Genomic DNA, 24,375 nt, shown 5'->3' with positions numbered 1-24,375 from the left:
CTATTAATAATGTGATGTATAATCTTTGAACATTATGAAACAATATGATTATCTAATAGTTGGTTGTGGCTTATTCGGTTCTGTAGTGGCAGAACAAATGACTAAAAAAGGAAAGTCTTGTTTAGTTATTGATAAGCGTGGGCACATTGGAGGTAATGTGTATACAAATACTGTAAATGGGATTACTGTTCATCAATATGGAGCACACATTTTCCACACAAATGATAAGAGAGTATGGAAGTATATAAATTCATTTGCAGAATTCAATAGATATACAAATTCTCCTATTGCTAATTATAAAGGTAAATTATACAATTTGCCTTTTAATATGAATACCTTTTATCAAATGTGGGGTGCTATAACTCAAGAAGATGTACGTAAGATTATTGAGCTTCAAAAAAAGATGGCTAACATAGAAGAACCGTCCAATTTAGAGGAACAGGCAATATCTTTAGTCGGAAAAGATATATATGAGACTTTAATAAAAGGATATACAGAAAAGCAGTGGGGCAGAAAAGCGACGGAACTTCCACCCTCAATAATAAAACGTATTCCTGTACGATTCGTTTTTGATAATAATTATTTCAATGATAACTATCAAGGAATTCCGATAGGTGGTTATACTCCTATTATTGAAAGAATGTTGATCGATTGCGATGTTATGCTAAATACAGATTATTTTAAGAAGAAAGATTGTTTTGATAATATGGCGGCACGGATAATCTATACGGGAGAGATCGATCGATATTTTAATTATTGTTATGGTAGATTAGAGTATCGTAGTTTGAAGTTTGATACCACCTTATTGAATGGAGTTGAGAATTACCAAGGAAATGCTGTAGTTAATTATACTGATGCTGAGGTTCCTTATACTCGAATTATTGAGCATAAGCATTTTGAGTTTGGAAATCAACGAGATACGGTAATTACTATAGAATATCCACAGAGTTTTGCTAAAGGAGGTGAGCCTTATTATCCAGTGAATGATGAACATAATAATACCTTGTATGAGAAGTATCGGATGTTAGCTCAGCAAGAAGAAAGAGTAGATTTCGGAGGAAGACTAGCTGAATATAAGTATTATAATATGGATGAAGTTGTACAAAGAGCGCTAGATTTTAGTCATAAGTTTATATAACTTTAATCAGGGCTGCCCCATTAAAGTATTATTAATCTAATGATTTATAGATATGAAAAAGTTATTAAGAATGTTCTGGGTATTGTGTTCCATAATATGCATTATGACTCAGAAACTTCCTTCTGTACTAAGATTTTGTAAAAAAACAATAGGATGTGAATGTGTCATGTCAACTAAATTTTAATTAGCTGTAGTAATTATTAATATAAAGTCTATTTTTTTCTTACAGGAAATAGGCTTCAATTTATGAGTAAATATGAAATATATAGTATTTTTTTTGTTGATGCAGATGTTTTTTCTACCGATAAAAAGCCAAATGCAGTTGCCTGATTCTACGGTTATCTGCTTTATGGATTCTAAAGTTATGGATACACAAGTGGCATATTGGAAAGTTTATAAAGAAGAAGCAACTGGGACAGGTGAGGTTATATCTGTTCGTAATGCTATCATGAATTTTGGTGAAATAGCACGAAATGGTATTTGGACCTTTTGGACAATTAATAAACCGGAAGAAGCCCCTTTGCAACCTGATGAATATATAATTCATGGGACGATAAACCCTGCATATAATGGAGAACTTGCTATGTTATTCACATTCAAGTCTACCGATTGGGAGAAGATCCAACATGTTGATACGGTAATGGTGGCGGATGGTAAATTCAGTTTTCGAGGAAAGGTGAATGACTATAATCCTTCAATATTGGCAGTAGGTAATTATCCCAAACCCACGCGTTCAGTAGAATTATTCTTGGATGCAGGAAATATACAAGTCTCTTTAGATTCATTGAGTGCGGTTGGTACGCCTTTGAATGATGCTTTAACGCAATTCCAGAGAACGACGAAGCGTTTTACCAATGATATCCTTCAGGTTAAATCAGATAGTTTGCGGCGAATGTTTGGTATGTCAAGAAGAGCAATGTATAAAGAATTTGTGAAGCAGAATATACATAATGGAATAGGACGTATGTACTGCTATGGATGGAATTATTCATTGCCCGATTTTGAAGAATTATATGGGTTAGCTGATGATACCCTGAAAAATACTCCATGGATGCTTGCTGTAGTAGAGGAACATAAAAGAGATCAAGAACGTATGAATAAGCTTTCCCAAATGTCAGGAGAAACATTTAAAAATCATATATTCGAGACGCTTTCTAAGAAACGCAAAGAACTGAAAAACTATGTTGGCAAGTCCAAATTATTAGTTGTTGATGTATGGGCGTCATGGTGTGGACCTTGTAAAAGAGAAATTCCACATTTGAAAAAAGTTTATGATGATTATAAAGACAAAGGCCTTTCAATAGTCAGTGTTTCAATCGATGATTCAGATAAGAAATGGAAAGAAGCAGTGGACAAATTTGAAATGCCTTGGGAACAACTTAGGACAAGCTCGAATGAAGAGATGAAGTCTTTTATGGGAGATTATCTAATAGGAGGAATTCCTCACATGATTATAATTGATAAAGAAGGAATTATAGTCTATGCCGGTTCAGCTCTTCGTGCAGAAAAAGGACAATTGCAAAAATTGCTAGATGAAAAATTGAAATAGTATATATTGTGTAATATATTAAATGTTGTACTCTAGGTTGTTGATTTTCCCATTCAAGATCTTAAATCCAACAGTGCATGAATAACAAAAGTGTGTCAAAAATAACTCCATTCTCTTTCTTCCAGAAAAAGGAGAATGGAGTTATTCTGAATGTAAGATAACTTCGTTTTAGGATAGAACCCGTATTTTGAAGTGATGTATTAATTCATTAGATCAGGATTGGCTGCGATAGCACTTTGAGGGATGCGCAGTGTATATCGTTCGTCATCTTGCGACAATATCAATGTTTGCCCATCTATTGTTTTTCTTTGTTCAGGACGAGTGGTGCGGCGTAGGTCGAACCAACGATGTCCTTCGAAAGCTAATTCACGCGCCCGTTCGTTTAATATTTCGGTAATAAGTTCTGCCTGATTCATTGCATTTACTTCGTTCTTTTTCTGCGTATATCCTGCAGAGGTATACCTTTTTTCCATTAGTTTTAGCAGATAGTCACGGGCTTCTGGAAGTTGGTCTAGTTGAGCAAGAGCTTCAGCTGCATTTAGATAGAGTTCAGCAGTACGGAAAGTACATTTATATTGTGAAGTCTCATTGGTTTTAATAATTTTGTAGTTGCCATCATTTTCCTCATCTACATCACCGAAATATCTTTCAGTACGAAGATCTCCTTCTTTGAACATTTTAACGAATGTTGGGGTGGCAAGTGAAGCATTAATTCCGTTACGGCTATATACATTTTCATAAGCAGTGATAGACTCTACAGAAGTATATGTGTTAGGCATCTGAAAGTCGGTGCTATTGTTATTATTGTAGTCCTCTAATGCGCTTTTCTGTTCTAGTACACGTTCTGCTGCATTATAGGCCGCTTGCCATTCACCTTTATAAAGTCGTACACGAGATTCAAACGCATCTACAGCAAGTTTGCTGAAGCGATAGTTATAATCAGTTTCCCATTCTTTATGGTTGATGAGTTGCCGGGCATTTTCAATATCGGAAAGAATAGATGTATAGATTTCTTCTACTGTATTACGTGACGGCATCTCTTCCAAATCCAGGGATAATTTTAATGGAATGGCTTTGCTAGTTGGCGCTCCTTCTTTTGTATATGGTTGTCCATAAAGGTTGACTAGCAGAAAGTGCATATACCCTCTCATAAAATATGCTTCTCCCACTAACTGATTAATTTCTGCTTCACTCCCTTCTGTTATCTCATTTTTCTTGTTGATGATAGCATTGGCATAATAAATATTTTGGTAGTAATAGCTCCAGCCAAATTCTGTTCCGGATGGATTACTTGTAACCCATCTTTCAATGTCTTTGAAGTTATTTTGATCAAATTCGTCTTTGCTGACAGAAATATCCTCCGTACGCATGTCGCACATGCCTCTATCTGTCAAATCTACCCCATAAGCTGTAGTTATAAGTGCTCTATATTCTTCCAAAGTATTAGGAATAACTTTTCCTACAGGCTGAATGTCTAGAAAACTATCACATGATGTCAAGGAAAGAACCAAACATCCGCTGATTATGAAAATTGTATATAGTTTTTTTATCTTATCCATATATCTTTAATTTTAAAAGTTAAGACTCAGGTTGAATGTCATTGATTTGGCTACAGGAGTGGAATAACGGTTGAACATAGATTCCGGATCCATGTAATTTTTATAACTGGAACCAAAGACAAACAAGTTACGACCTTCTAGGGCAACGGTTGCTCCATTTATATTTATTTTATGTAGCCATTCCTGTGGTAGCGTATAAGCCAGTCTTATATTTTGTAGACGTACATAACTAAGACGCTTTACCCATATATCAAGATTTCTGTAGACTTCTTTGACGTTATCAAAGAAATAGTTGTCTGCCGGATAATTGTTACGGTTAAGAAGAGCTGGTAATTTTCCAGTAGGGTTTTCCGGTGTCCAGCGGTCCAAGATATCGCGATTTACATTATGTCCTGGGTCGAAGCTGGTTATATCATATGATGGACTTGTACGGACATGGGCTCCCAAATTGTAAGCAAAATTAAAACTTAGTTCCCAATTGCGGTAATTAAATGTGTTGATTAAACCACCAGTATAAGGAGCGTCAGTAGTACCTGCATATTCATATAAATTACGTCGGAACTCTGCATCTTCATTGTAAGAGTAATACCCGATACCCCATTCATCTTTCATGTCAAACAATGTTTCTACATCAATGGCTTCATTACTTCCTTTCGGGTAGATGAGTATACGTCCGGTCTCAGGATCGACTTCGCTTTTGATTGCAAAGATAGCACCTACAGGAGAACCTTCGAGTCCAGGAGTGAGACTATTGGAAGCTGTCAGGTCTTTTAATACTTTGTTATAATTATAGGCAAAGTTGAATGTTGTATACCAAGAGAAATTACGGGTAGTTATATTACGTGTTTGCAGATTGATTTCTACGCCTTTATTTTCCATACTTGCCCAGTTAATGGTCATACTCTCGAAGCCGTTTTCTAGAGGTAGGTTTTTTATACCAATAAGATCTGTTCCTTTGCGGTAATAGTAGTCCACACTCATGTTTATTGCTGATTTTAATATAGAAAAATCGACACCAATGTTGTATGAAGCAGTTTTTTCCCAACGCAATTTGTCATTAGGGGCTCCCGATATGCTGATACTTGTTTCCTCATTGTTAAGTATAGTCTCGTTTTTATAATCACCAATAAGGTAAGGAGAGGTGTTTTTGTCTATATTTCCTTGTAATCCATAAGATAATCGTAATGCTAAATTATCCATCCAATTTCTCGTTGTTCTTAAAAAGGGTTCGTCTGATATACGCCAGAGACCGCTAACAGAATAAATTGGCAGGTAACGATATTTCTTATCTACACCAAAAAGGTCGGAACCATCCATGCGAACGCTTGCTCCTAATGTATAACGTCTCATTAATGTATAAGAACCGTTGGTATAGAATGAGGCAAAAGCATTTTCTGTGTAACTTTTTGTATGTAATGGATAATTTTTGGCGTCATCTTTGTCTCTAAAGATAATTGGCTTTGTTGTGAGAGTCTTAGGATCATATCCATAGGCATTGGTGGCTATTGCATCATACCAATTCTTTCGAATCTCGGAACCTGCCATGATTTGAACCTCATGGATATCTTTGAAAGATTGATTCCATTCTCCTTGTACTTTCCATGTGATTTGCGATGTCGTGGCATTATTGACTTTGTGCATACCTCCTTCGGGAATAAGATATTTTGTACCATTGTCATATTTACTATTCTCTCGCATGTTGCGCATTGTAAATGTATTGCCTCCGATATATTGTTCTTGGTTAGCTTGTTCCCATTGTAAGCCAACTTGTGATGTAAGTTTCCAATGGTCATTGAAACGCAGGTCTGCATTAAACATTGCATTGACTGCACTTGTTACTGTTTCCTTATTTGTGTTGGCTCGTTCCTCAAAAATATTAAAGCCCTGATTAGGGTTTGGTTCATCATCTGTATTAATATTATAGTCATATATATAGTTACCCGCTGCATCGTAACTTTCTTGATATGGGTTGGCTGTACGTGCATAATAAATAGGGTTTGAATAACCATGCGAATCTGTAACAAAGTTTGTGTTTTTTCGTCTGTTGGCAAAAAGAGAGAAACCAATTTTTAACAGACGATTCATTTGATATGAAGTTTTGCTGGTCAGGTTAAAACGACTCATACTTACTCCTGGTACGTTACCGTCTTCTTTAGAATAGCCGAGGGAGTTGTAGTAAGTAACTTTTTCACTTCCTCCCGAGATACTGAAATTATATTCTTGAGTAAAAGCATCTCTAAACAAAATATCATTCCAGTCTGTATTGATGTTTTTTAATTGATTGATAGCATTTTGTGCTTCAATGGGAAGTCCATTCCAGCCTTGCTGCTGATATACTTTGAATAAGTCATATTGTTTTAAGACAGATGCTACACCTCCTTTACAATAGTAAGCTGGAAGATTATTAATAACATCATTAGGCTCTTTCATCAATTCTAATTCTAAATTAATTTTTTCTTCAGAATTTAAAAGGTTTAATTTCGAAGTATCTAAATTAGGAGTGTAAGTTAACCTAGTGTTGAAATTAATGATAGGCTTGCCTGTTCTTCCTTTTTTGGTTGTCACGATAATTACTCCGTTTGCTGCACGTGCACCATATATGGCAGTAGCGGCAGCGTCTTTCAGAATAGTGATACTCTCAATATCATTCGGGCTTATTCCAGCAATGGATGATTGTTTCATGTCAACAATGTTATTAGCTTCGTCTCCAAGGTCAGGAATATCTGTCCCCTCCAAAGGTATCCCATCCAATACCCACAACGGGTCTTGTGTTCCATTCAGTGAAGCAGTACCACGAATACGAATACGTGCTGGAGCTCCCGGTGCACCGGAAGTTGTCGTTACAGCCACACCGGCGATTTGTCCCGCTAATGCCTGATCGATACTTTTTGCAGCACCTACCATTCCGTCTGTAACGTCTACTTTAGCGATAGCAGCAGTCAGTTTACGACGTTCTAGTTCTTGATAACCAGTTACTACTACGTCTCCTAATGTGTGTGATGAAGCTTGAAGTACAATACGATAAGTATCTTTTCCAGCTTGCAACACGATATTTTGTTCTTCAAAACCTATATAACTGCAATGTAGTCTGGTCACCTTTTCCGGAATGGAAATGGAGAATTTACCATCCATATCAGTGATAGTACCTAGAGAAGTCTGTGATGCTCCGGCCTTTTTCAAGTCATCTGCGTTAACATATACGGAAGCACCGATCAGAGGTTCATTATCTTCCCCGGATATAACGACTCCGGTGATTATACGATTAGCAGCGTTGGCTGTAGCCAACGTGCTCATCAGAAAACATATAAGAACGTATAAGTATTTTTTTCTCATCAATATAGATTATTAAAATGATTGATATTGTTTTATTTGATTCCTAAAGCCGTATTAATACGCAGAATCATGTCCTCATAATGATAGCGTGCAGCGGTATCGGAAGTTCCGAGACGGTTCTGCAACAACTTCTTGATACGTAATAATTCACCGCGTTTCACAGAAATAGCATCTGAAATACGGTTGAGCTGACTGCCGTAGAAGTTGAGCACACGTGGAGCACCCATCCGGTCTTCCTGACGAAGTGCACGCTGTTCGGCAGCGTAACAGCTACAGAAAGGAGTAGCGTGGTCAAGCAAGAAATGCTCGTTGGCAATTTTCTTGTTGATTTTAACGGCTTCAGGTTCTGCAGCGGCTGTAAGTAATGCATCGAGGAAGTTTTTCTGCAAAGAACGTTCCATTACGTTAGGGATGCCACCGCGTTCGGTAACACCGAATATGTTCTTATGAAGTCCGTCCATAAGTTCCACTACTGTAAAGGCTTTCTTTCCATTGACAGATTCATTCTCTATCATACGCATCAAACGAGTATTGCCAAGTAAATCCCAAAGGATATAGGCTTGGGCGTTCTTTAAGATTTGTGTAGGAGCATTTTCCTGTTTTCCGATGGGAGTATTGCGAAGTAGATAAGTATATTGCCCCACTTCCGTGTCAAACAGCCATTTAGGGTATGTCAAAACTTCATCCATCAGAAATTTCAGTGAAGCTTGTTGTTTCTCTTTCTCTACGAATGTATAAGTTTTAACGCCGTCTCCTACAATTGTATTTTCAATGTAGATACCGCCAATATTGGCAAGGACATGATATAAATAGTTGTTCCATTGGTTGATTACAGCGTAGTAGAGGCGAGATGCTTCTTCATAAGTTTGTCCCTTCTCACCGGTAGTAGTCCATTGAAGAATTTGTGGAACGATGCGTTTCAGATTCTCAATACCAAGTAAAGAAGAACGAACCGGATCATCACCTAAGTCTTCGTTCTGTGCACGTGGGTCTACCGCATCGCGTACGTCTTGTGCTTCACTATATTTATAAAGCCGATCAGTATGTTTGCTCAAGAAATCGAATAAAATATCCTTTTCTTCTTCCGGAGTATTCTTTCCGTACCAACGATACCCATATTCGATAGCGAACATATCGTATGGACCGATATGCGGAGAAAGAACTTTCACTCCATCTCCAGGCTGTGCGATATAATTGAATCGTGCATAATCCATGATAGATGAAGCGGTAGAATTCATTTTGGAAGTGAATGCTTCGGAACGTAATGAATCTGTTGGGAAAGCCCATGAACCCATCATATTGTGGCGGAGTCCTAAAGAGTGGCCTACCTCATGACAAGCTACAAATCGAATGGCATCTCCCATCAAAGCATCGGGCAATTGCACATTACGTGCTTCCGGACACACTGTTCCGGTCTGGACAGTAATCCATTCACGTACCATAGAAAGCACATTGTGCCACCACATAATATCAGCTTCCAGGATTTCTCCGGAACGGGGATCTAACAAAGAAGGTCCCATTGCATTTTTCTTTTCCGAAGCAGCATAAGTCACTACGGAATAGTTGACATCATCCATGTCTACATGCATACTGTCAGTGATTTCTTTGGCGATAATCGCATTCTTGAAACCAGCCTTTTCAAAAGCAATCTGCCAGTCTTCAATACCTTTCTTAATGTACGAACGCCATTGGTAAGGAGTTGAATTGTCAATGTAGAAGACAATCGGTTTGGCAGGTTCCACCATCTGACCTTTCAGGTAAGCCTCCCGATCTTCCGGTTTGGGTTCCATGCGCCAGCGGGTGATATACTGTGTCTTATCCGTACGCTGCTGTGCATCGCTGAAACTTAATAACGGATTCGTGAAATAACCGACCTTCTGATTGTCGAATCGTCCCATCATCGGCTTTTCGGGCAATAAGAGAATAGACGAACTAACCTCCACCGTTACATAAACAGTAGTAGTTCCTTCCGTTACCCGAGTGGTCAACTCGGAAGTTGCCACGACATTGTTTGAAAAAGATTTGATGGATAGAATACGTGATAAATTCTTGATGGCCGAAGTACCCAGATTAATATTGGTAAATACATTATTGATACTGGTTTCCGTACCGTCATAAATATCATTTACCTTGATTACTAATGCCGTAGAATCTGCATTGATTGCTTCGATTTTGAATGCGGCAATTAGTGGAGAGATAAAATTATCCTTTACCGAACGGAAGATAGCGTCCGTTTGGGGGGCCAGAGGTAATGGGCGTTGTTGGCGTAACATTAGTTTGCCCGTCGCTTTGTCCCATTCCATGCAAACCATCTGATTCTCATAGTTTACTCCGCGGTTTACGCCCGCATCGTTAAGTTCGGCAGGGACTCGTTGCAGCTTATTGACAACTAATAAGTCACGTCCCAAAAGTGAAGTGGGAATTTCAAAATAATAATCATTCTTCTGTTGATGTACAGTAAACATCCCTTTGGTTGTTTTACTGTCTTCCACTAATTTCTCGTAGTCGCTTTTACTCTTCTCTTCTGGTTTCTTCTTTTTCTTTTTAAACCAACTCAGATTTTCTGTAGCGGGGGTAGTTGCAAATGCTGAGAACGTTTCTCCACTCAGCAATATACATGCAATGACCGCTGCCATTACTTTGACATACATTCTCATTGAGTCTCTAACTTTTAATTATAATTAAAAAAACGGTCACAAAATTACTAATATAAATAACACAATGACTATTAATTTGCAATCAATATAACATTAAAAAGAAATATTAACTAGTATCTACGGTCATCATTCTCCTCGGATATTTCATAGTTTAGTGGGAATAGTGTACATTTGCGGGAGTAAAAAAGTGAACGGAATGATGAGACGATATATTACTGCTCTGATGCTGGCTTGCTGTATCGGAGGGTATGGACAAGAGAAGAAGCAAGCAACTTTTGTACCTCCTTTTGACTTTCCTCTTACATTGAGTGGAAACTTTGGGGAAATCCGTTCCAATCATTTCCACGGCGGACTGGATTTTAAAACAGGCGGAGTTATCGGTAAACCCGTTCGTGCTCTCGCTGATGGCTATATTTCGCGTATTCGCGTCACGAATGGTTCGGGATATGTACTTGATGTCTGTTATCACAATGGCTATTCAACGATCAACCGCCATTTGAATGGTTTTGTTTCTCCCATTGCCGAAAGGGTGGAGAAACTTCAATATGAAGAAGAAAGCTGGGAAGTAGAGATTGTTCCCGAACCGGGAGAATATCCGGTGAAAGGGGGGCAGCAGATCGCATGGAGCGGAAACACCGGATATTCGTTCGGTCCGCATCTTCACCTGGATGTATTTGAAACGGAATCGGGAGATTATGTTGATCCTATGCCTTTCTTTCGGTCGAAAATAAAAGATACGCGCGCTCCGAAAGCGGATGGCATTCTATTTTTTCCACAGCCGGGTAAAGGAGTAGTGGATGGAAAGCAAGAGAATAAAACCATCCTTCCCAATAGCGAGTGTCCGGTGGAAGCATGGGGAATGATAGGTGTGGGGATCAAAGCATACGATTACATGGATGGAGTGAATAACCATTATGGAGTTTATTCGGTTGTGCTTACGGTAGATGGAAATGAAATATTTCGTAGCACCGTAGATCGTTTCTCGCAGGAAGAGAACCGGATGATTAATTCCTGGACTTACGGACAATATATGAAATCATTCATTGATCCGGGTAACACTTTGCGTCTGTTAAAAGCATCGAATGATAACCGTGGCTTGGTGACGATTGACGAGGAACGGGACTATCAGTTCTTATATACATTAAAAGATGCTTTCGGAAACACTTCCAAATATAGTTTCACTGTACGGGGGCGGAAGCAACCGATTGAACCGTTGAATCATCGGGAGAAATATTATTTTACCTGGAATAAGACTAATTATCTGCAAGAACCGGGATTGAACCTGGTCGTTCCGAAAGGAATGTTGTATGATGATGTTCCCCTTAATTATCAGGTGAAGGCGGATAGTGGTGCCGTTGCTTTTACTTATCAGTTGAATGATAAGACGGTTCCGCTGCACGCAGCTTGTGAACTGTGTATCGGGTTGCGTAGAAAACCAATTGCCGATACGACGAAATATTATGTGGCCCGCATAACTCCAAAAGGAGGAAAATACAGCGTAGGCGGAAAGTATGAAGACGGATACATGAAAGCATCTATCCGGGAGTTGGGAACTTACACTGTTGCCATCGATACCATCCCGCCGGAGATTATCCCTGTCAACAAGAATCACTGGGGAAGAAACGGAAAGATTGTCTGTCGACTGAAAGATCAGGGTACGGGAATTGCTTCCTATCGCGGTACGATTGACGGAAAGTATGCGCTTTTCGGACGTCCCAATATTGTGAAATCGTACTGGGAATGTACGTTAGACCCGAAACGCGTTAAGAAAGGAGGCAAACATACTGTTGAATTTACAGTGACCGATTACTGTGGGAATGAAACAGTGGTCCGTGAAAGCTTTGTTTGGTAAATTATTAAAAATGAATCATATATTTATTATGAAGAGAAGAATTATTCTTTGTGCCGCTGTATTGATGGCGGCCGTGGCGAACACTTTCGCCTGTACCAATCTGATTGTCGGAAAGAATGCGTCTGCCGATGGTTCGACGATTGTTTCCTATTCTGCCGACTCGTATGGCTTATTCGGAGAACTTTATCATTATCCGGCTGCCACCTATCCCAAAGGGACGATGCTGAAAGTTTATGAATGGGATACTGGCAAGTATCTGGGAGAAATAGAGCAGGCACGCCAAACTTATAATGTAGTTGGTAATATGAATGAATATCAGGTTACCATTGGTGAGACAACTTTCGGCGGACGTCCGGAATTGGCCGATTCTACAGGGATTATCGATTACGGAAGTCTGATTTATATCGGTTTGCAACGTTCGCGCACTGCCCGTGAAGCTATTAAGATTATGACCGATTTAGTGCAGCAATACGGCTACTATAGCGAAGGAGAATCCTTTACTATTGCCGATCCGAACGAAATATGGATTATGGAAATGATTGGTAAAGGTCCCAGCATCCGTGGAGCGGTTTGGGTAGCAGTACGCGTGCCTGATGATTGTATCTCAGCTCATGCGAACCAGTCACGTATCCACCAGTTTGATATGAACGACAAGGAAAACTGTATGTATTCTCCGGATGTCATTTCTTTTGCTCGCGAAAAGGGATATTTTAATGGAGTAAATAAAGACTTTAGTTTCTCATTAGCCTATGCGCCTCTTGATTTTGGTGCCCGTCGTTTCTGTGAGGCTCGTGTGTGGAGCTATTTTAATAAGTTTACGGATAACGGAAAAGATTATCTTCCTTACATTGAGGGAAAGACTAATACGCCGATGCCTCTTTTTGTGAAACCGAAACAGAAGTTATCCGTGCAAGATGTGAAAGATATGATGCGTGACCATTATGAAGGAACGCCCCTTGACATTTCCAATGATTTCGGAGCCGGACCTTATAAGACACCTTACCGTCTTTCTCCTCTGAACTTCAAGGTAGACGGGCAGGAATATTTCAACGAACGTCCGATTTCCACTCAACAAAGCGGGTTTGTATTTGTTGCACAAATGCGCGCTAACAAGCCGGACCCGATAGGCGGAGTACTTTGGTTTGGCGTGGATGATGCGAACATGGCAGTATTTACCCCGGTTTATTGTTGTGCTACTAAAGCGCCGGTATGTTATACCCGTGTAGACGGAGCCGATTATATTACTTTCTCCTGGAACTCTGCTTTCTGGATTTTCAACTGGGTATCTAATATGGTCTATCCGCGTTATGATTTGATGATCGGTGATGTACGGGAAGCGCAGAAAGAAATGGAAACTACTTTCAACAATGCACAGGAAGGCATTGAAGAAATGGCTGCCAAACTGCTGGCAAAAGATAAGAACGCAGCAGTTGACTTTCTGACAAACTATACAAATATGACCGCACAGAGCACTTTCGATACTTGGAAACAATTGGGAACATTCTTGATTGTGAAGTACAATGATGGAGTGGTGAAACGCGTTAAAGACGGTAAGTTTGAGCGTAATTCCATCGGACAACCTGCCGGAGTGATGCGTCCCGGATATCCGAAAGAATTCTTGCAGGAATATGTCAAGCAGACTGGTGACAGATATAAAGTGCCACAAGAATAGATATTAAGTATGAACTATTAGGTATTAAGTATATCGCTTTCTAATTCTTAATTCTCAAATTTCAATTAAAAGAATAGGAATTATAAACTTATTATTTTACATTTGTGTGCTCAAGAAATTGATAATAAATAATTCATTAACCAATAAATAACAATCGAAATGGAAAATCAGGAACTTATTAAACAGGTCACTGAAAAAGCCGAAAAATGGCTAACCCCGGCTTATGATGCTGAAACCCAGGCTGAAGTGAAACGTGTGTTGGAAAACGATGATAAAACCGAACTAATTGAAGCTTTCTACAAAGATCTTGAATTTGGTACTGGTGGTCTGCGTGGTATTATGGGCGTAGGTAGCAATCGTATGAATATCTATACGGTAGGTGCTGCCACTCAAGGACTTTCCAACTATCTGAAAAAGAACTTCAAAGACCTGCCGCAGATTTCTGTAGTAGTCGGTCACGATTGCCGCAACAACAGCCGTTTGTTTGCAGAAACTTCTGCTAATATTTTCTCTGCCAATGGTATTAAAGTATATCTGTTTGACGACATGCGTCCGACACCGGAAATGTCTTTCGCCATCCGTCACCTCGGTTGCCAGAGCGGTATCATTCTGACTGCTTCTCACAATCCGAAAGAATATAACGGTTACAAGGCATATTGGGACGATGGTGCACAGGTATTGGCTCCACACGATAAAGGTATCATCGACGAAGTGAATGCAATTGCTTCTGCTGCCGATATTAAATTCCAGGGAAATCCGGAGTTGATTCAGATTATTGGTGAAGACATCGATAAGGTTTATCTGGACATGGTGAAAACTGTTTCTATTGATCCGGCAGCTATCACCCGTCACAAAGACATGAAGATTGTCTATACTCCGATCCACGGTACAGGTATGATGTTGATTCCTCGTGCATTGAAAATGTGGGGATTCGAAAACGTATTTACTGTGCCCGAACAGATGATTAAGGACGGTAACTTCCCGACTGTCGTATCTCCGAACCCGGAAAACGCGGAAGCTCTTTCTATGGCTGTAAACCTTGCCAAAGAAATTGATGCTGACCTCGTTATGGCTTCCGATCCGGATGCTGACCGTGTAGGTATTGCTTGCAAGGATGATAAAGGCGAATGGGTACTGATTAACGGTAACCAGACTTGTATGATGTACCTTTATTATATTCTGACGCAGTACAAACAACTGGGTAAGATTAAAGGTGGCGAGTTCTGCGTGAAGACAATCGTTACAACTGAATTAATCAAGAAAATCGCAGATAAGAACAATATCGAAATGCTTGACTGTTACACCGGATTTAAATGGATTGCCCGTGAAATCCGTCTGCGTGAAGGCAAACAGAAATATATCGGTGGTGGTGAAGAAAGCTACGGATTCCTTGCCGAAGATTTCGTTCGCGATAAAGATGCCGTATCAGCTTGCTGTTTGATTGCTGAAGTTGCTGCATGGGCAAAAGATAATGGTAAATCCTTGTATCAGTTGTTGCTGGATATCTACGTAGAATACGGATTCTCTAAAGAGTTTACTGTAAACGTAGTGAAACCGGGTAAGAGCGGTGCAGAAGAAATCAAAGCTATGATGGAGAACTTCCGTGCCAATCCTCCGAAAGAATTGGGTGGCTCTAAAGTGATCCTGAGCAAAGATTATAAGGCACTGAAACAGACAGATGATAAAGGTAACGTAACTGCAATCGATATGCCGGAACCATCTAACGTACTTCAGTATTTCACTGAAGACGGTAGCAAAGTTTCTGTTCGTCCTTCAGGTACAGAACCGAAGATTAAGTTCTATATGGAAGTTCAGGGCGAAATGGGATGCCGCAATTGTTATGCTTCTGCCGAATCTGCCGCAATGGAAAAGATTGAAGCAGTGAAGAAATCATTAGGTATCTGATTGGGTTTCTGCTGAAATTTCAGATATAGATAACGAAAGATAAATAATAAATAGCGCCTCCATAATCTTCGAAAAGATTATGGAGGCGCTTCTTTTTCTCTATGCATAGCCCTGATTCTGCCTATTTTCGGGCTTTTTTCCTCATTTGGCACAGTTCTTTCATTTCCTTTGCATTCTTTAAGTCCACTTGCTAATCCTTCTTGCCCGAATCTTGTTGTATTGGCATCATCTCAATTTCAACAGGCAGGCTGCGGATACACAAGTTTTGTTGATGCTTTAGAGTGATACGTTCAGTTTCATATTCGTAAGTTGTTCGTTTGTAGTTATGTGTATTTCGTGGCCTGCTTTCTTAGTCTATTTTTCAGTCAGTGCTATTTCTTTTTTTCGTGCCTATCCAAGTCCATTTATGCCATATTGTTCATTTGGATGCTCTATCCACCAATCAATCATTTTTCGGGCAAGACTAAGTTTTCTGGGAAGTTCGGGTAAATTGTCTCTTGTATAAAAGTCTCCCGAACTCAATTCTTCATCTTGGAGGTTGATTTCCCCTCCGGCATAATCAGCAATAAAGCCGACCATTAATCCGCTGGGATAAGGCCAGGGCTGATTACCGAAATAAGTGATATTCTTTACATCCAGTCCGGTTTCTTCTTTCACTTCACGTGCTACACATTCTTCTAGCGTTTCTCCGGTTTCCAGAAATCCGGCAACGAGACTGTTGAATGTTCCTTTAAAATTGCGGGCGTGCACTAAAAGTAGTGAATCTTTTTTTCTTACTAATACAAGAATCGCTGTGGAAATGGAAGGATATACCTCCCGATCACATTTCGGACAACGCTTCATGATAGATTCTTTCTGTTCCATAGGCGTGCCGCAGGCGGAACAAAAGCGGCTGTTTCTATCCCAATGCAGAATCTCGTGTGCTTTTCCTGCTGTCTGATAATGAGACAAAGGAAGATATTCATAGGAGGCACGAAGTCCTATCATTACCCATTGCTCCGATTCTTCAATGGGAGAGGAGAGGGAGAAAGCCTTGCAGTTTCTCCCTTCCAGTGTAGTGATATTGTGTACGGTTGTTTTTTCTTTAATAACAATAGGAGAGCTTTCTTTACACGGGATAGCATATATGCCATCCTCTTTTTTCTCAAGAAGCAGTTGGTCTTTGTAAAAGATAAACCACCATGATTGTGTTGTCTGATTCATTTTAATTCTAATTCTTGATCTTCGCGCTGCGAAGTTATAAAAAAACTAGATTGATATTTAGACTTATCAGATAAAATATCAATAGACTAACTCAATAAAATGCATTGTTCGACACCAATTTCCTGAATAAAATAATTGTCGTGTGAGATTGCTATCACAGTGCCTGTATAATTTTTGATAGTAGCAGTGATAATTTCAATACTTTGTATGTCCAAATTGTTGGTAGGTTCATCCAGGATAAACATATCGGGAGTATTGTTACTAATCATCAGACAGCAGAAAGCGAGACGCATTTTCTCACCACCACTAAGTTTCCGGCAGGATTTGTCCCATTCGGATGCAGGAAACAAGTAACGGTTCAGAATAATCTTTATTTCATGTTCCGGCAGATTCCGGCTGTTGAAAGCGTAAGCCTGTTCAAGAATACTGTTCCGGTCGTCAATGATCGAATACTCTTGATTCAAATAGACAGAGCTAAAGTCCGTCCGTGTCAGGGTGCCTTCCTGTGGTTGAAGTTGGCCGGTGATTAATTTCAATAGAGTTGTTTTCCCGCTACCGTTGGTTCCTTCTATACGGAGGCGGTCTCCGCTCTTTAGCTGAAAGCTGACAGGAGTTTGCCAAAGCTGTTGCTTTGAAATACTATTTTCCTGAATATCAATGCTGTCTGGATTATTATGATAATCTATATTAGAAGAATTAATTTCATCATTCGTCAGCATATTATTGTTAACCGAATTGGAATGATAACTGAAGTTAATCTCTTTTGCTGTCACTAATATCTTCCCGGTATGAAGCGAGGAACTGTTGAAATCGGTTTTTAATGCCGCAGTCGGAGAGAGCGAACCTCGAAGCTGGTTGCGCTCATCTGTTAACTTCTCAGCTTTCTCCTGATGAACGCTTGTCAGTTTACTGATGCTCTTCTCGGATTTCCCTTGGAGTGCGTTCAATATAATGCGCGGAACTCCTTTTTTTATATTACTCTTTTCGCCGCGTACATTCTGTTTGTCCCTACGTTCGGCCGTTTCGCGAGCCACTTTACGGGCGATACGTAGTGCCTTTTCTTTTTCTTCAATACGTTGTTGCAATGCTTCCTGCATCAGCGTTTTTTGTTCTTTATAGAATTCGTAATTTCCGCCATAATAATTGATTTGATGCTTCTCCAGTTCGCAAATCTCGGGGAGAAGATTGAGCAGAGTACGGTCATGACTTACCACTAACAGGGTGGAACGATATTTTTCTACCCAGTCATATAAACGTTGTCTGCCGGAAGAATCGAGATGATTGGTCGGTTCATCCATAAGTATGACAGACGGATGATGAATGTCCATACCTGCCAGGAATACGCGGGTCTTCTCGCCGCCACTAAGCAGATTCATCGGGTAGGATAGCGTAAACTGTCCTAATCCCCATAAATCGAGAGCGGCGATGGAACGTTCTTCGATATTCCAGTCATCATTTAGAATGGTGAAATTCTCGTTTGAGACATCTCCTGCCAGGATGGCGTGCAGAGCTTGCTGTTTGCGCTCTATTTGAAGAGCCTGTGCGATGGTCAGTGAATCATATTGCCCGAAATGTTGCGGGATATAATATAGATCGTCCGGGCGGACAATGACACCGGAAGAGGGGGATAACTGCCCGGCAATAATTTGTAGCAAAGTAGACTTGCCACAACCATTGTTACCGACTAATCCCAATTTCTGTCCTTTACTGATGGCGAAATTGAGGTCACTGAATAATACTTCTTTATCCGGATGGATATAGCTGATTTGTTGGATACTGATAGACATGATGATCTATTGGGTTTGAGGTTGAAAATAGAGTGAAAAAATCACAGGATAGGGGGAACGACAAACACAATACTGGCTAAACAACACGGATTTCGTGATGCTTGACAATATAGAAAAAGCATATAAGAAAAGTGATGTTTACTTAGAAGTGTTGTCTTACTTAGTAATTATCATTGCGGTAGGTATATAGTTTAACTTGACTGCAAAGATAATACTTTTTATTCGATTTCACTCTATTAAGACTGAAAAAAGAATGAATTTCATTTATTCAGAGGCCCCGTTTACCTCATTCAGAGCCTCCGATTACTCCCAATAGAGCCTCTGTTTACCCTATTCAGAGGCTTTGTTTTAGAAAGAAGTGAGTTATACTCTTTCTCATTCTTATACATCAAACAGTTGGTTTAATCCCTCACTCATGCTGGGATGTGTGAAGATAAAATCGCGCAAGAACGTAGACGTCTGCCCTGTTTTTATTGCCATAGCTACGATATTGATAATTTCTGAAGCATCGGTGCAGAATAGAGTACAGCCCATAATCTTCCCGTTATGATTATTGATGATAGCTTTTAGCATACCATCTGTCTGCCTCAATGTACGGGTACGGACGATGGAGGATGCCGGCAACCGGGAAACCTTGAATGAGTATCCTCTTTTCAGCGCTTCTTCTTCACTGATTCCGATATGTGCCAATGGCGGATCAATAAACACTGCATATTGTATAGGATCACGGTCTCCGATATCACGTTTCTTGTCGCCGAAGAGCTGATCGCGGATAATCCGGAAATCATCCAGCGAGAGATAAGTAAACTGTGATCCGCCTTTCACATCTCCCATTGCCCATATATGAGGAACAGTAGTGCGTAACTGATCGTTTATGATGATAGCTCCGTGGGCATCAACTTTTACGCCCGCTGCTTGCAGATCCAATCCCTCAATCATCGGTTTACGTCCCGTTGCGATAAGAATGGCATCCCCATCTACATAATAAGGAGTACCGTCGGATACGTCCGAGTAGGTCACTGTCACTCCGTCATTCGTGTCGTGGATAGACTGCGCCCGAGCGTTCAGATGGATTTCAATACCTTTCTTCTCCATCACTTCTTTGACGCTGTTTGCAATATCCCGATCTTCGCAAGGCATAAATTTGTTTCCTCCTTCCAGTATCGTTACTTTACTGCCGAAATTGGCATACATAGAAGCAAACTCCAGTCCGATATATCCTCCACCTATGATAATCAGGTGATGAGGAAGTACGCTTAATTCCAGAAGTGCGCTGCTGGTATATACATGCTGACTTTGCTGAATACCATCTATTGCAGGGATAATGGGAGTAGCCCCCGTGTTGATAAAGATCTCTTTTCCTTTCAGTTCGATTTCGCTTTCGGGAAGTTCCACTTTTATGGTATCGGCGGATATGAAAGACCCTGTTCCGGTATAAATAGTCACGTTGGGACGTTTACTTAATCTTTCGTAGTTATCATTTCTAAGAAAGGAAGTGAGACGGTTCTTTCGGTCGATGGCTTGTTTATACATATTCGCCTGTTGCGGAAAATCATCGTGGTGAAGCAAGGCGGAAACCTCTGCCTCATGCACCAGTGTTTTGGTTGGAATACAGGCTACGTTCGGACAAGTACCTCCATACATCATGTTAGAACGTTCTACGATGGCCACTTGCCATCCGCGGTTCGATAGTTCGGCAGCCAGGGTTTTCCCTGCCTTGCCGAATCCTATAATAATTGCATCATATTGTTTCATAACTTCTTGTATTGACGATTCGTATGAGACTATATAACAGTCTGAAAATACGATTTGTTTCATAATGGCAAGAAGATTAGAATCCTTTGTCGTTGTCTTTGTCTTTTTGAGTGTTTTGAGTACGCATGGTGACGAGTCGGATAATAACATTACGGCATTGGCTAGGATCACAATGTCTTTTCGCCTTCTTATTACTGATAAACTACCGTCTTCTCGTATATTTTATTGTAAGCATTCGGCTGCTCAAATGCAAACTGCTCAATATGCTAAGATTGACACTACCGATGCGAAGGTTACAGGCTATGAAAATGCAAACAGTGGAGATTGTGAAGGCGTGAAGAAAAGACTTTTTGCCCCATTAATCCTCCATTGCTGATGCGTCAAATGATAACGGCAGTAGATCTCCTATACTTTTTACTTCATAGATACATTCTTTGCCATATAATAGGATGCGGATGGGGTGTTTGTAACGTTTTTCCGTTTCCAGAATCACTTGCCGGCAAGCGCCGCAGGGGGGAATCGGAAGGTCGATAAAATCCTTTTCCGTTCGTGCCGCAATGGCAAGAGTGACAACCGGTTGGTCGGGATATTGGGAGTTGGCATAGAATAATGTAGTACGTTCTGCACAAAGTCCCGACGGATAGGCCGCGTTTTCCTGATTGGTTCCTGTAACCACCGTTCCGTTGCCCAATAGCGCAGCGGCACCTACGGAGAAGTGGGAGTATGGAGAATAACTACGAGTTGTTGCTTCCATGGCTGCCGTCATAAGTGCCCGATCAGCCTCATTCAACTCATCATATTGATATACTTTGATAATAGCGGTAATTGTGAGGTCTTTCATATACGTCAGGGTATTGGTTTCTACAATTAATGTTACAAAGTTAGGAAAGAGATTGATAATCCCAATTATTTTTCGGATTTTTGTGCCATCTAATTCACATCTGAATAAAAATGGAGAATAAACTGCATAGATTTATCTTTTTAACCGTTGTTTTTTTCTTTGCCGTAGGAATGCAGGCACAGAAACGGAATGCCCGTTACGTCGAATATATAAATAAGTATAGTGATTTGGCTGTTGAACAGATGAAGCTTCATAAGATTCCGGCGAGTATCACGTTGGCGCAAGGATTGCTGGAAAGCGGTGCCGGATACAGCCAGTTGGCACGGAAGAGTAATAACCACTTTGGTATTAAGTGTGGTGGCAGTTGGCGGGGACGTACGGTCCGTCATGATGATGATGCCCGCAACGAATGTTTCCGTGCTTATAAGCATCCGCGTGACTCTTACGAAGATCATTCCGTCTTCCTTAGAAGAGGTGCCCGTTACGCTTTTCTTTTCAAACTGAATATCACCGATTATAAAGGCTGGGCGCGTGGACTGAAAAAAGCAGGCTATGCTACCGATCCTTCATACGCTAACCGCTTGATTACAATTATCGAAGATTATGACCTGTATAAATATGACCGTAAGGGTGTATATTCGGAACGGAAACTGAAAAAGAATCCTTGGTTGATGAATCCACATCAGGTGTATATTGCTAATGATATCGCTTATGTGGTAGCTCGCAGCGGTGATACCTTTAAAGATTTAGGTAACGAGTTCGGCATTAGCTGGAAGAAACTTGTGACGTACAACGACTTACAGCGTGATTATACCTTGATGAAAGGGGATATCATCTACTTGAAGAGCAAGAAGAAAAAGGCTTCCAAACCTTATACTGTATATATTGTGAAGGATGGAGATTCCATGCATGGCATCTCTCAAAAATATGGTATTCGTCTCAAAAATCTGTATAAAATGAATCGTAAGGATGGTGAATATGTTCCGGAAATAGGAGACCGTTTGCGTCTGCGATAGAGACTTTCCATTCATATTCTGAACAGTAAATGCGTACAGGGTGTCCGATTTCGGACACCCTGTGTTTTTTGTTATATTCTATTTATCAATCACTTACGGTTTTGGCATAGATTTGGTATATGAAATGCTAAATTGATACATGGTAAAATCGTAAACGATCAGATATGGACAGAGAAATTCCTAAAGAAGTACGTCAGAAAGAACGTAACAAGAAGATCATTCGTTATTCATCCATCGGGGTGGCAAGTATTGTTGTCATTGGTGTACTTATATCTGTACTAAGGGCAGGAGTAGAGGCAAAAGATCTTGTCTTTTCCACAGTCGATACAGGAGTTATTGAGGTAAGTGTCAGTGCTTCCGGCAAGGTGGTTCCTGCATTTGAAGAAATTATCAATTCTCCGATCAACAGTCGTATTCTTGAAGTTTATAAAAAAGGAGGAGATAGCGTAGATGTAGGTACTCCGATTCTGAAACTCGACCTTCAGAGTACGGAAACCGAATATAAAAAGTTGCTGGACGAAGAGCAGATGCGTCGGTATAAGCTCGATCAGCTTCGTGTCAATAATCAGACGAAGCTTTCGGATATGGCGATGCAGATCAAAGTTTCGGCTATGAAATTAAGCCGGATGAAGGTGGAATTGAGAAATGAACACTATCTGGACAGTCTCGGTGCGGGAACAACGGATAAAGTGCGCCAGGCTGAATTGAGCTATAATGTTGCCCAGTTAGAGTACGAACAACTCCGGCAGCAATATAAAAATGAGAAGGAGGTAGCTGCTGCCGAACTGAAAGTACAGGAACTCGATTTTAACATCTTCCGTAAGAGTCTCTCCGAAAAGAAACGTACTTTGGATGACGCGCAAATCCGTTCTCCGCGCAGAGCTATTCTTACCTATATTAATAACCAGATTGGTGCGCAGATTTCCGAAGGCGGACAAGTCGCTATCATTTCCGATTTAAGTCATTTTAAGGTAGAAGGCGAGATTGCTGATACGTATGGCGACCGTGTGGCAGCCGGAGGAAAAGCAATAGTTAAGATAGGAAGTGATAAACTGGAAGGAACGGTCAGTAGTGTAACACCGTTATCCAAGAATGGCGTCATATCATTCACGGTTCAGTTGAAGGAAGATAATCACCGTCGTCTGCGCTCCGGATTGAAGACAGATGTTTATGTGATGAATGCCGTGAAGGAAGATGTGATGCGTGTTGCCAATGGCTCTTTCTATGTGGGGCGTGGTGAATACGAATTGTTTGTCTGCAACTCAGACAATGAACTGGTCAAACGTAAGATACAGTTGGGGGATTCAAACTTTGAATATGTAGAAGTTTTGAGTGGATTGCAACCGGGCGACAAGGTAGTGGTAAGCGATATGAGTGCATATAAGAACAAGAATAAGCTGAAGATTAAATAAATTAAATACTAGAAGTTATGATAACATTGAACTCTCTTTCCAAAATTTACCGTACTGATGAGATTGAAACGGTAGCGTTGGAAAATGTGAATCTGACGGTAGAACGTGGAGAATTCCTAAGTATAATGGGACCTTCCGGGTGCGGAAAATCTACATTGTTGAATATAATGGGATTACTTGACGCACCTACCAAGGGAATAGTGGAAATCAATGGAATACGTACCGAAGGAATGAAAGATAAAGAATTGGCGATTTTCCGTAATAAAACGCTTGGTTTTGTGTTTCAGTCTTTCCATCTGATTAATTCGTTAAGTGTAATGGATAATGTGGAGCTACCTCTACTTTATCGCCGTGTTGGCAGTAGTGAGCGAAAGCGGTTGGCGCAAGAGGTATTGAAAAAAGTAGGGTTAAGCCATCGTATGAGACATTTTCCTACACAACTTTCCGGTGGACAGTGCCAACGTGTAGCTATTGCCCGTGCTATTATCGGTAATCCCGAAATAATCCTTGCCGATGAGCCGACTGGTAACTTGGATTCAAGGATGGGAGCCGAAGTAATGGAACTGCTTCACCGGTTGAATAAAGAAGACGGACGCACCATTGTTATGGTCACCCATAATGAAGAACAGGCGAAGCAGACTTCGCGTACGATCCGTTTCTTTGACGGACGACAGGTGCAATAGGAACCTGCGTTGT

16 protein-coding genes are annotated in these 24,375 nt (G+C 40.4%); 9 read left to right on the top strand and 7 right to left on the bottom strand.

Annotation, left to right across the window (positions count from 1 at the left end; genetic code table 11):
• The first annotated feature begins 34 nt into the window (after window positions 1-34).
• Together glf and A4V03_RS11925 are read left to right on the top strand one after the other, a co-directional pair.
• Window positions 35-1,138 carry a UDP-galactopyranose mutase gene (gene glf / locus A4V03_RS11930; protein WP_065539049.1) on the top strand — a complete coding sequence of 368 codons (1,104 nt, stop codon included), beginning with the start codon at window positions 35-37 and terminating at the stop codon, window positions 1,136-1,138.
• Window positions 1,139-1,394: 256 nt separating this feature from the next.
• Window positions 1,395-2,687 carry a TlpA disulfide reductase family protein gene (locus A4V03_RS11925; RefSeq protein WP_065539048.1) on the top strand — a complete coding sequence of 431 codons (1,293 nt, stop codon included), beginning with the start codon at window positions 1,395-1,397 and terminating at the stop codon, window positions 2,685-2,687.
• A gap of 200 nt (window positions 2,688-2,887) precedes the next feature.
• Here A4V03_RS11925 and A4V03_RS11920 read toward each other — a convergent pair whose 3' ends face one another.
• The 3 genes from A4V03_RS11920 to A4V03_RS11910 are packed head-to-tail and all read right to left on the bottom strand — an operon-like array spanning window position 2,888 to window position 10,236.
• Window positions 2,888-4,246: a RagB/SusD family nutrient uptake outer membrane protein gene (locus A4V03_RS11920; RefSeq protein WP_065539047.1), complete on the bottom strand. Its 1,359-nt coding sequence runs from the start codon at window positions 4,244-4,246 to the stop codon at window positions 2,888-2,890.
• Between the two features lie 12 nt (window positions 4,247-4,258).
• Window positions 4,259-7,579: a SusC/RagA family TonB-linked outer membrane protein gene (locus A4V03_RS11915; RefSeq protein ID WP_065539046.1), complete on the bottom strand. Its 3,321-nt coding sequence runs from the start codon at window positions 7,577-7,579 to the stop codon at window positions 4,259-4,261.
• A gap of 32 nt (window positions 7,580-7,611) precedes the next feature.
• A complete protein-coding gene (locus tag A4V03_RS11910; RefSeq protein ID WP_065539045.1) occupies window positions 7,612-10,236 on the bottom strand; it encodes a zinc-dependent metalloprotease in 2,625 nt (874 codons plus the stop codon).
• Between the two features lie 199 nt (window positions 10,237-10,435).
• On the opposite strand from A4V03_RS11910, the gene A4V03_RS11905 reads away from it, so the two are divergent.
• The 3 genes from A4V03_RS11905 to A4V03_RS11895 all read left to right on the top strand — a co-directional run bounded on the left by A4V03_RS11905 (window position 10,436) and on the right by A4V03_RS11895 (window position 15,665).
• On the top strand, window positions 10,436-12,088 hold the full coding sequence (locus A4V03_RS11905) for a M23 family metallopeptidase (RefSeq protein ID WP_065540402.1): 1,653 nt from the start codon (window positions 10,436-10,438) through the stop codon (window positions 12,086-12,088).
• Window positions 12,089-12,116: 28 nt separating this feature from the next.
• The gene (locus A4V03_RS11900; protein ID WP_065540403.1) at window positions 12,117-13,760 is read left to right on the top strand and encodes a C69 family dipeptidase; all 1,644 of its coding nucleotides are present in this window, start codon (window positions 12,117-12,119) and stop codon (window positions 13,758-13,760) included.
• 159 nt (window positions 13,761-13,919) lie between these two features.
• The gene (locus A4V03_RS11895) at window positions 13,920-15,665 is read left to right on the top strand and encodes a phospho-sugar mutase (protein WP_065539044.1); all 1,746 of its coding nucleotides are present in this window, start codon (window positions 13,920-13,922) and stop codon (window positions 15,663-15,665) included.
• Between the two features lie 390 nt (window positions 15,666-16,055).
• On the opposite strand, the gene nudC is transcribed toward A4V03_RS11895, so the two are convergent.
• The 3 genes from nudC to A4V03_RS11880 all read right to left on the bottom strand — a co-directional run bounded on the left by nudC (window position 16,056) and on the right by A4V03_RS11880 (window position 20,410).
• Window positions 16,056-16,874 carry an NAD(+) diphosphatase gene (gene nudC / locus A4V03_RS11890; protein ID WP_369882202.1) on the bottom strand — a complete coding sequence of 273 codons (819 nt, stop codon included), beginning with the start codon at window positions 16,872-16,874 and terminating at the stop codon, window positions 16,056-16,058.
• 80 nt (window positions 16,875-16,954) lie between these two features.
• Entirely contained in the window at window positions 16,955-18,655 is a 1,701-nt protein-coding gene (locus tag A4V03_RS11885) for an ABC-F family ATP-binding cassette domain-containing protein (protein WP_065539042.1), read from the bottom strand.
• 381 nt (window positions 18,656-19,036) lie between these two features.
• Window positions 19,037-20,410: an FAD-dependent oxidoreductase gene (locus tag A4V03_RS11880; RefSeq protein ID WP_065540401.1), complete on the bottom strand. Its 1,374-nt coding sequence runs from the start codon at window positions 20,408-20,410 to the stop codon at window positions 19,037-19,039.
• A gap of 64 nt (window positions 20,411-20,474) precedes the next feature.
• Here A4V03_RS11880 and A4V03_RS11875 point away from each other — a divergent pair, with 64 nt between their 5' ends.
• Window positions 20,475-20,786, top strand: a complete 312-nt coding sequence (locus A4V03_RS11875; protein WP_065539041.1) for a hypothetical protein — start codon at window positions 20,475-20,477, stop codon at window positions 20,784-20,786.
• On the opposite strand, the gene A4V03_RS11870 is transcribed toward A4V03_RS11875, so the two are convergent.
• Complete coding sequence (locus A4V03_RS11870; RefSeq protein ID WP_065539040.1) at window positions 20,769-21,251, bottom strand: cytidine deaminase; 483 nt, start codon at window positions 21,249-21,251, stop codon at window positions 20,769-20,771. The genes A4V03_RS11875 and A4V03_RS11870 overlap by 18 nt on opposite strands.
• A 110-nt stretch (window positions 21,252-21,361) precedes the next feature.
• On the opposite strand from A4V03_RS11870, the gene A4V03_RS11865 reads away from it, so the two are divergent.
• The 3 genes from A4V03_RS11865 to A4V03_RS11855 all read left to right on the top strand — a co-directional run bounded on the left by A4V03_RS11865 (window position 21,362) and on the right by A4V03_RS11855 (window position 24,362).
• Window positions 21,362-22,267 (top strand): glucosaminidase domain-containing protein, encoded by a 906-nt coding sequence (locus tag A4V03_RS11865; RefSeq protein ID WP_065539039.1) that lies wholly within the window; start codon window positions 21,362-21,364, stop codon window positions 22,265-22,267.
• 164 nt (window positions 22,268-22,431) lie between these two features.
• A complete protein-coding gene (locus A4V03_RS11860) occupies window positions 22,432-23,679 on the top strand; it encodes an efflux RND transporter periplasmic adaptor subunit (protein ID WP_008025749.1) in 1,248 nt (415 codons plus the stop codon).
• 17 nt (window positions 23,680-23,696) lie between these two features.
• Window positions 23,697-24,362 (top strand): ABC transporter ATP-binding protein, encoded by a 666-nt coding sequence (locus A4V03_RS11855; RefSeq protein ID WP_065539038.1) that lies wholly within the window; start codon window positions 23,697-23,699, stop codon window positions 24,360-24,362.
• Window positions 24,363-24,375 lie beyond the last annotated feature (13 nt).

The sequence above is a fragment of the Bacteroides caecimuris genome (genome assembly GCF_001688725.2).
Lineage (GTDB): Bacteria > Bacteroidota > Bacteroidia > Bacteroidales > Bacteroidaceae > Bacteroides > Bacteroides caecimuris.
This window is presented reverse-complemented; position numbering and strand designations above follow the sequence as displayed.

Coding starts and splice junctions, on each gene's coding strand:
- glf (WP_065539049.1), top strand. CDS start 35: ATGAAACAATATGATTATCTAATAGTTGGTTGTGGCTTATTCGGTTCT.
- A4V03_RS11925 (WP_065539048.1), top strand. CDS start 1,395: ATGAAATATATAGTATTTTTTTTGTTGATGCAGATGTTTTTTCTACCG.
- A4V03_RS11920 (WP_065539047.1), bottom strand. CDS start 4,246: ATGGATAAGATAAAAAAACTATATACAATTTTCATAATCAGCGGATGT.
- A4V03_RS11915 (WP_065539046.1), bottom strand. CDS start 7,579: ATGAGAAAAAAATACTTATACGTTCTTATATGTTTTCTGATGAGCACG.
- A4V03_RS11910 (WP_065539045.1), bottom strand. CDS start 10,236: ATGAGAATGTATGTCAAAGTAATGGCAGCGGTCATTGCATGTATATTG.
- A4V03_RS11905 (WP_065540402.1), top strand. CDS start 10,436: ATGAGACGATATATTACTGCTCTGATGCTGGCTTGCTGTATCGGAGGG.
- A4V03_RS11900 (WP_065540403.1), top strand. CDS start 12,117: ATGAAGAGAAGAATTATTCTTTGTGCCGCTGTATTGATGGCGGCCGTG.
- A4V03_RS11895 (WP_065539044.1), top strand. CDS start 13,920: ATGGAAAATCAGGAACTTATTAAACAGGTCACTGAAAAAGCCGAAAAA.
- A4V03_RS11885 (WP_065539042.1), bottom strand. CDS start 18,655: ATGTCTATCAGTATCCAACAAATCAGCTATATCCATCCGGATAAAGAA.
- A4V03_RS11880 (WP_065540401.1), bottom strand. CDS start 20,410: ATGAAACAATATGATGCAATTATTATAGGATTCGGCAAGGCAGGGAAA.
- A4V03_RS11875 (WP_065539041.1), top strand. CDS start 20,475: ATGGCAAGAAGATTAGAATCCTTTGTCGTTGTCTTTGTCTTTTTGAGT.
- A4V03_RS11870 (WP_065539040.1), bottom strand. CDS start 21,251: ATGAAAGACCTCACAATTACCGCTATTATCAAAGTATATCAATATGAT.
- A4V03_RS11865 (WP_065539039.1), top strand. CDS start 21,362: ATGGAGAATAAACTGCATAGATTTATCTTTTTAACCGTTGTTTTTTTC.
- A4V03_RS11860 (WP_008025749.1), top strand. CDS start 22,432: ATGGACAGAGAAATTCCTAAAGAAGTACGTCAGAAAGAACGTAACAAG.
- A4V03_RS11855 (WP_065539038.1), top strand. CDS start 23,697: ATGATAACATTGAACTCTCTTTCCAAAATTTACCGTACTGATGAGATT.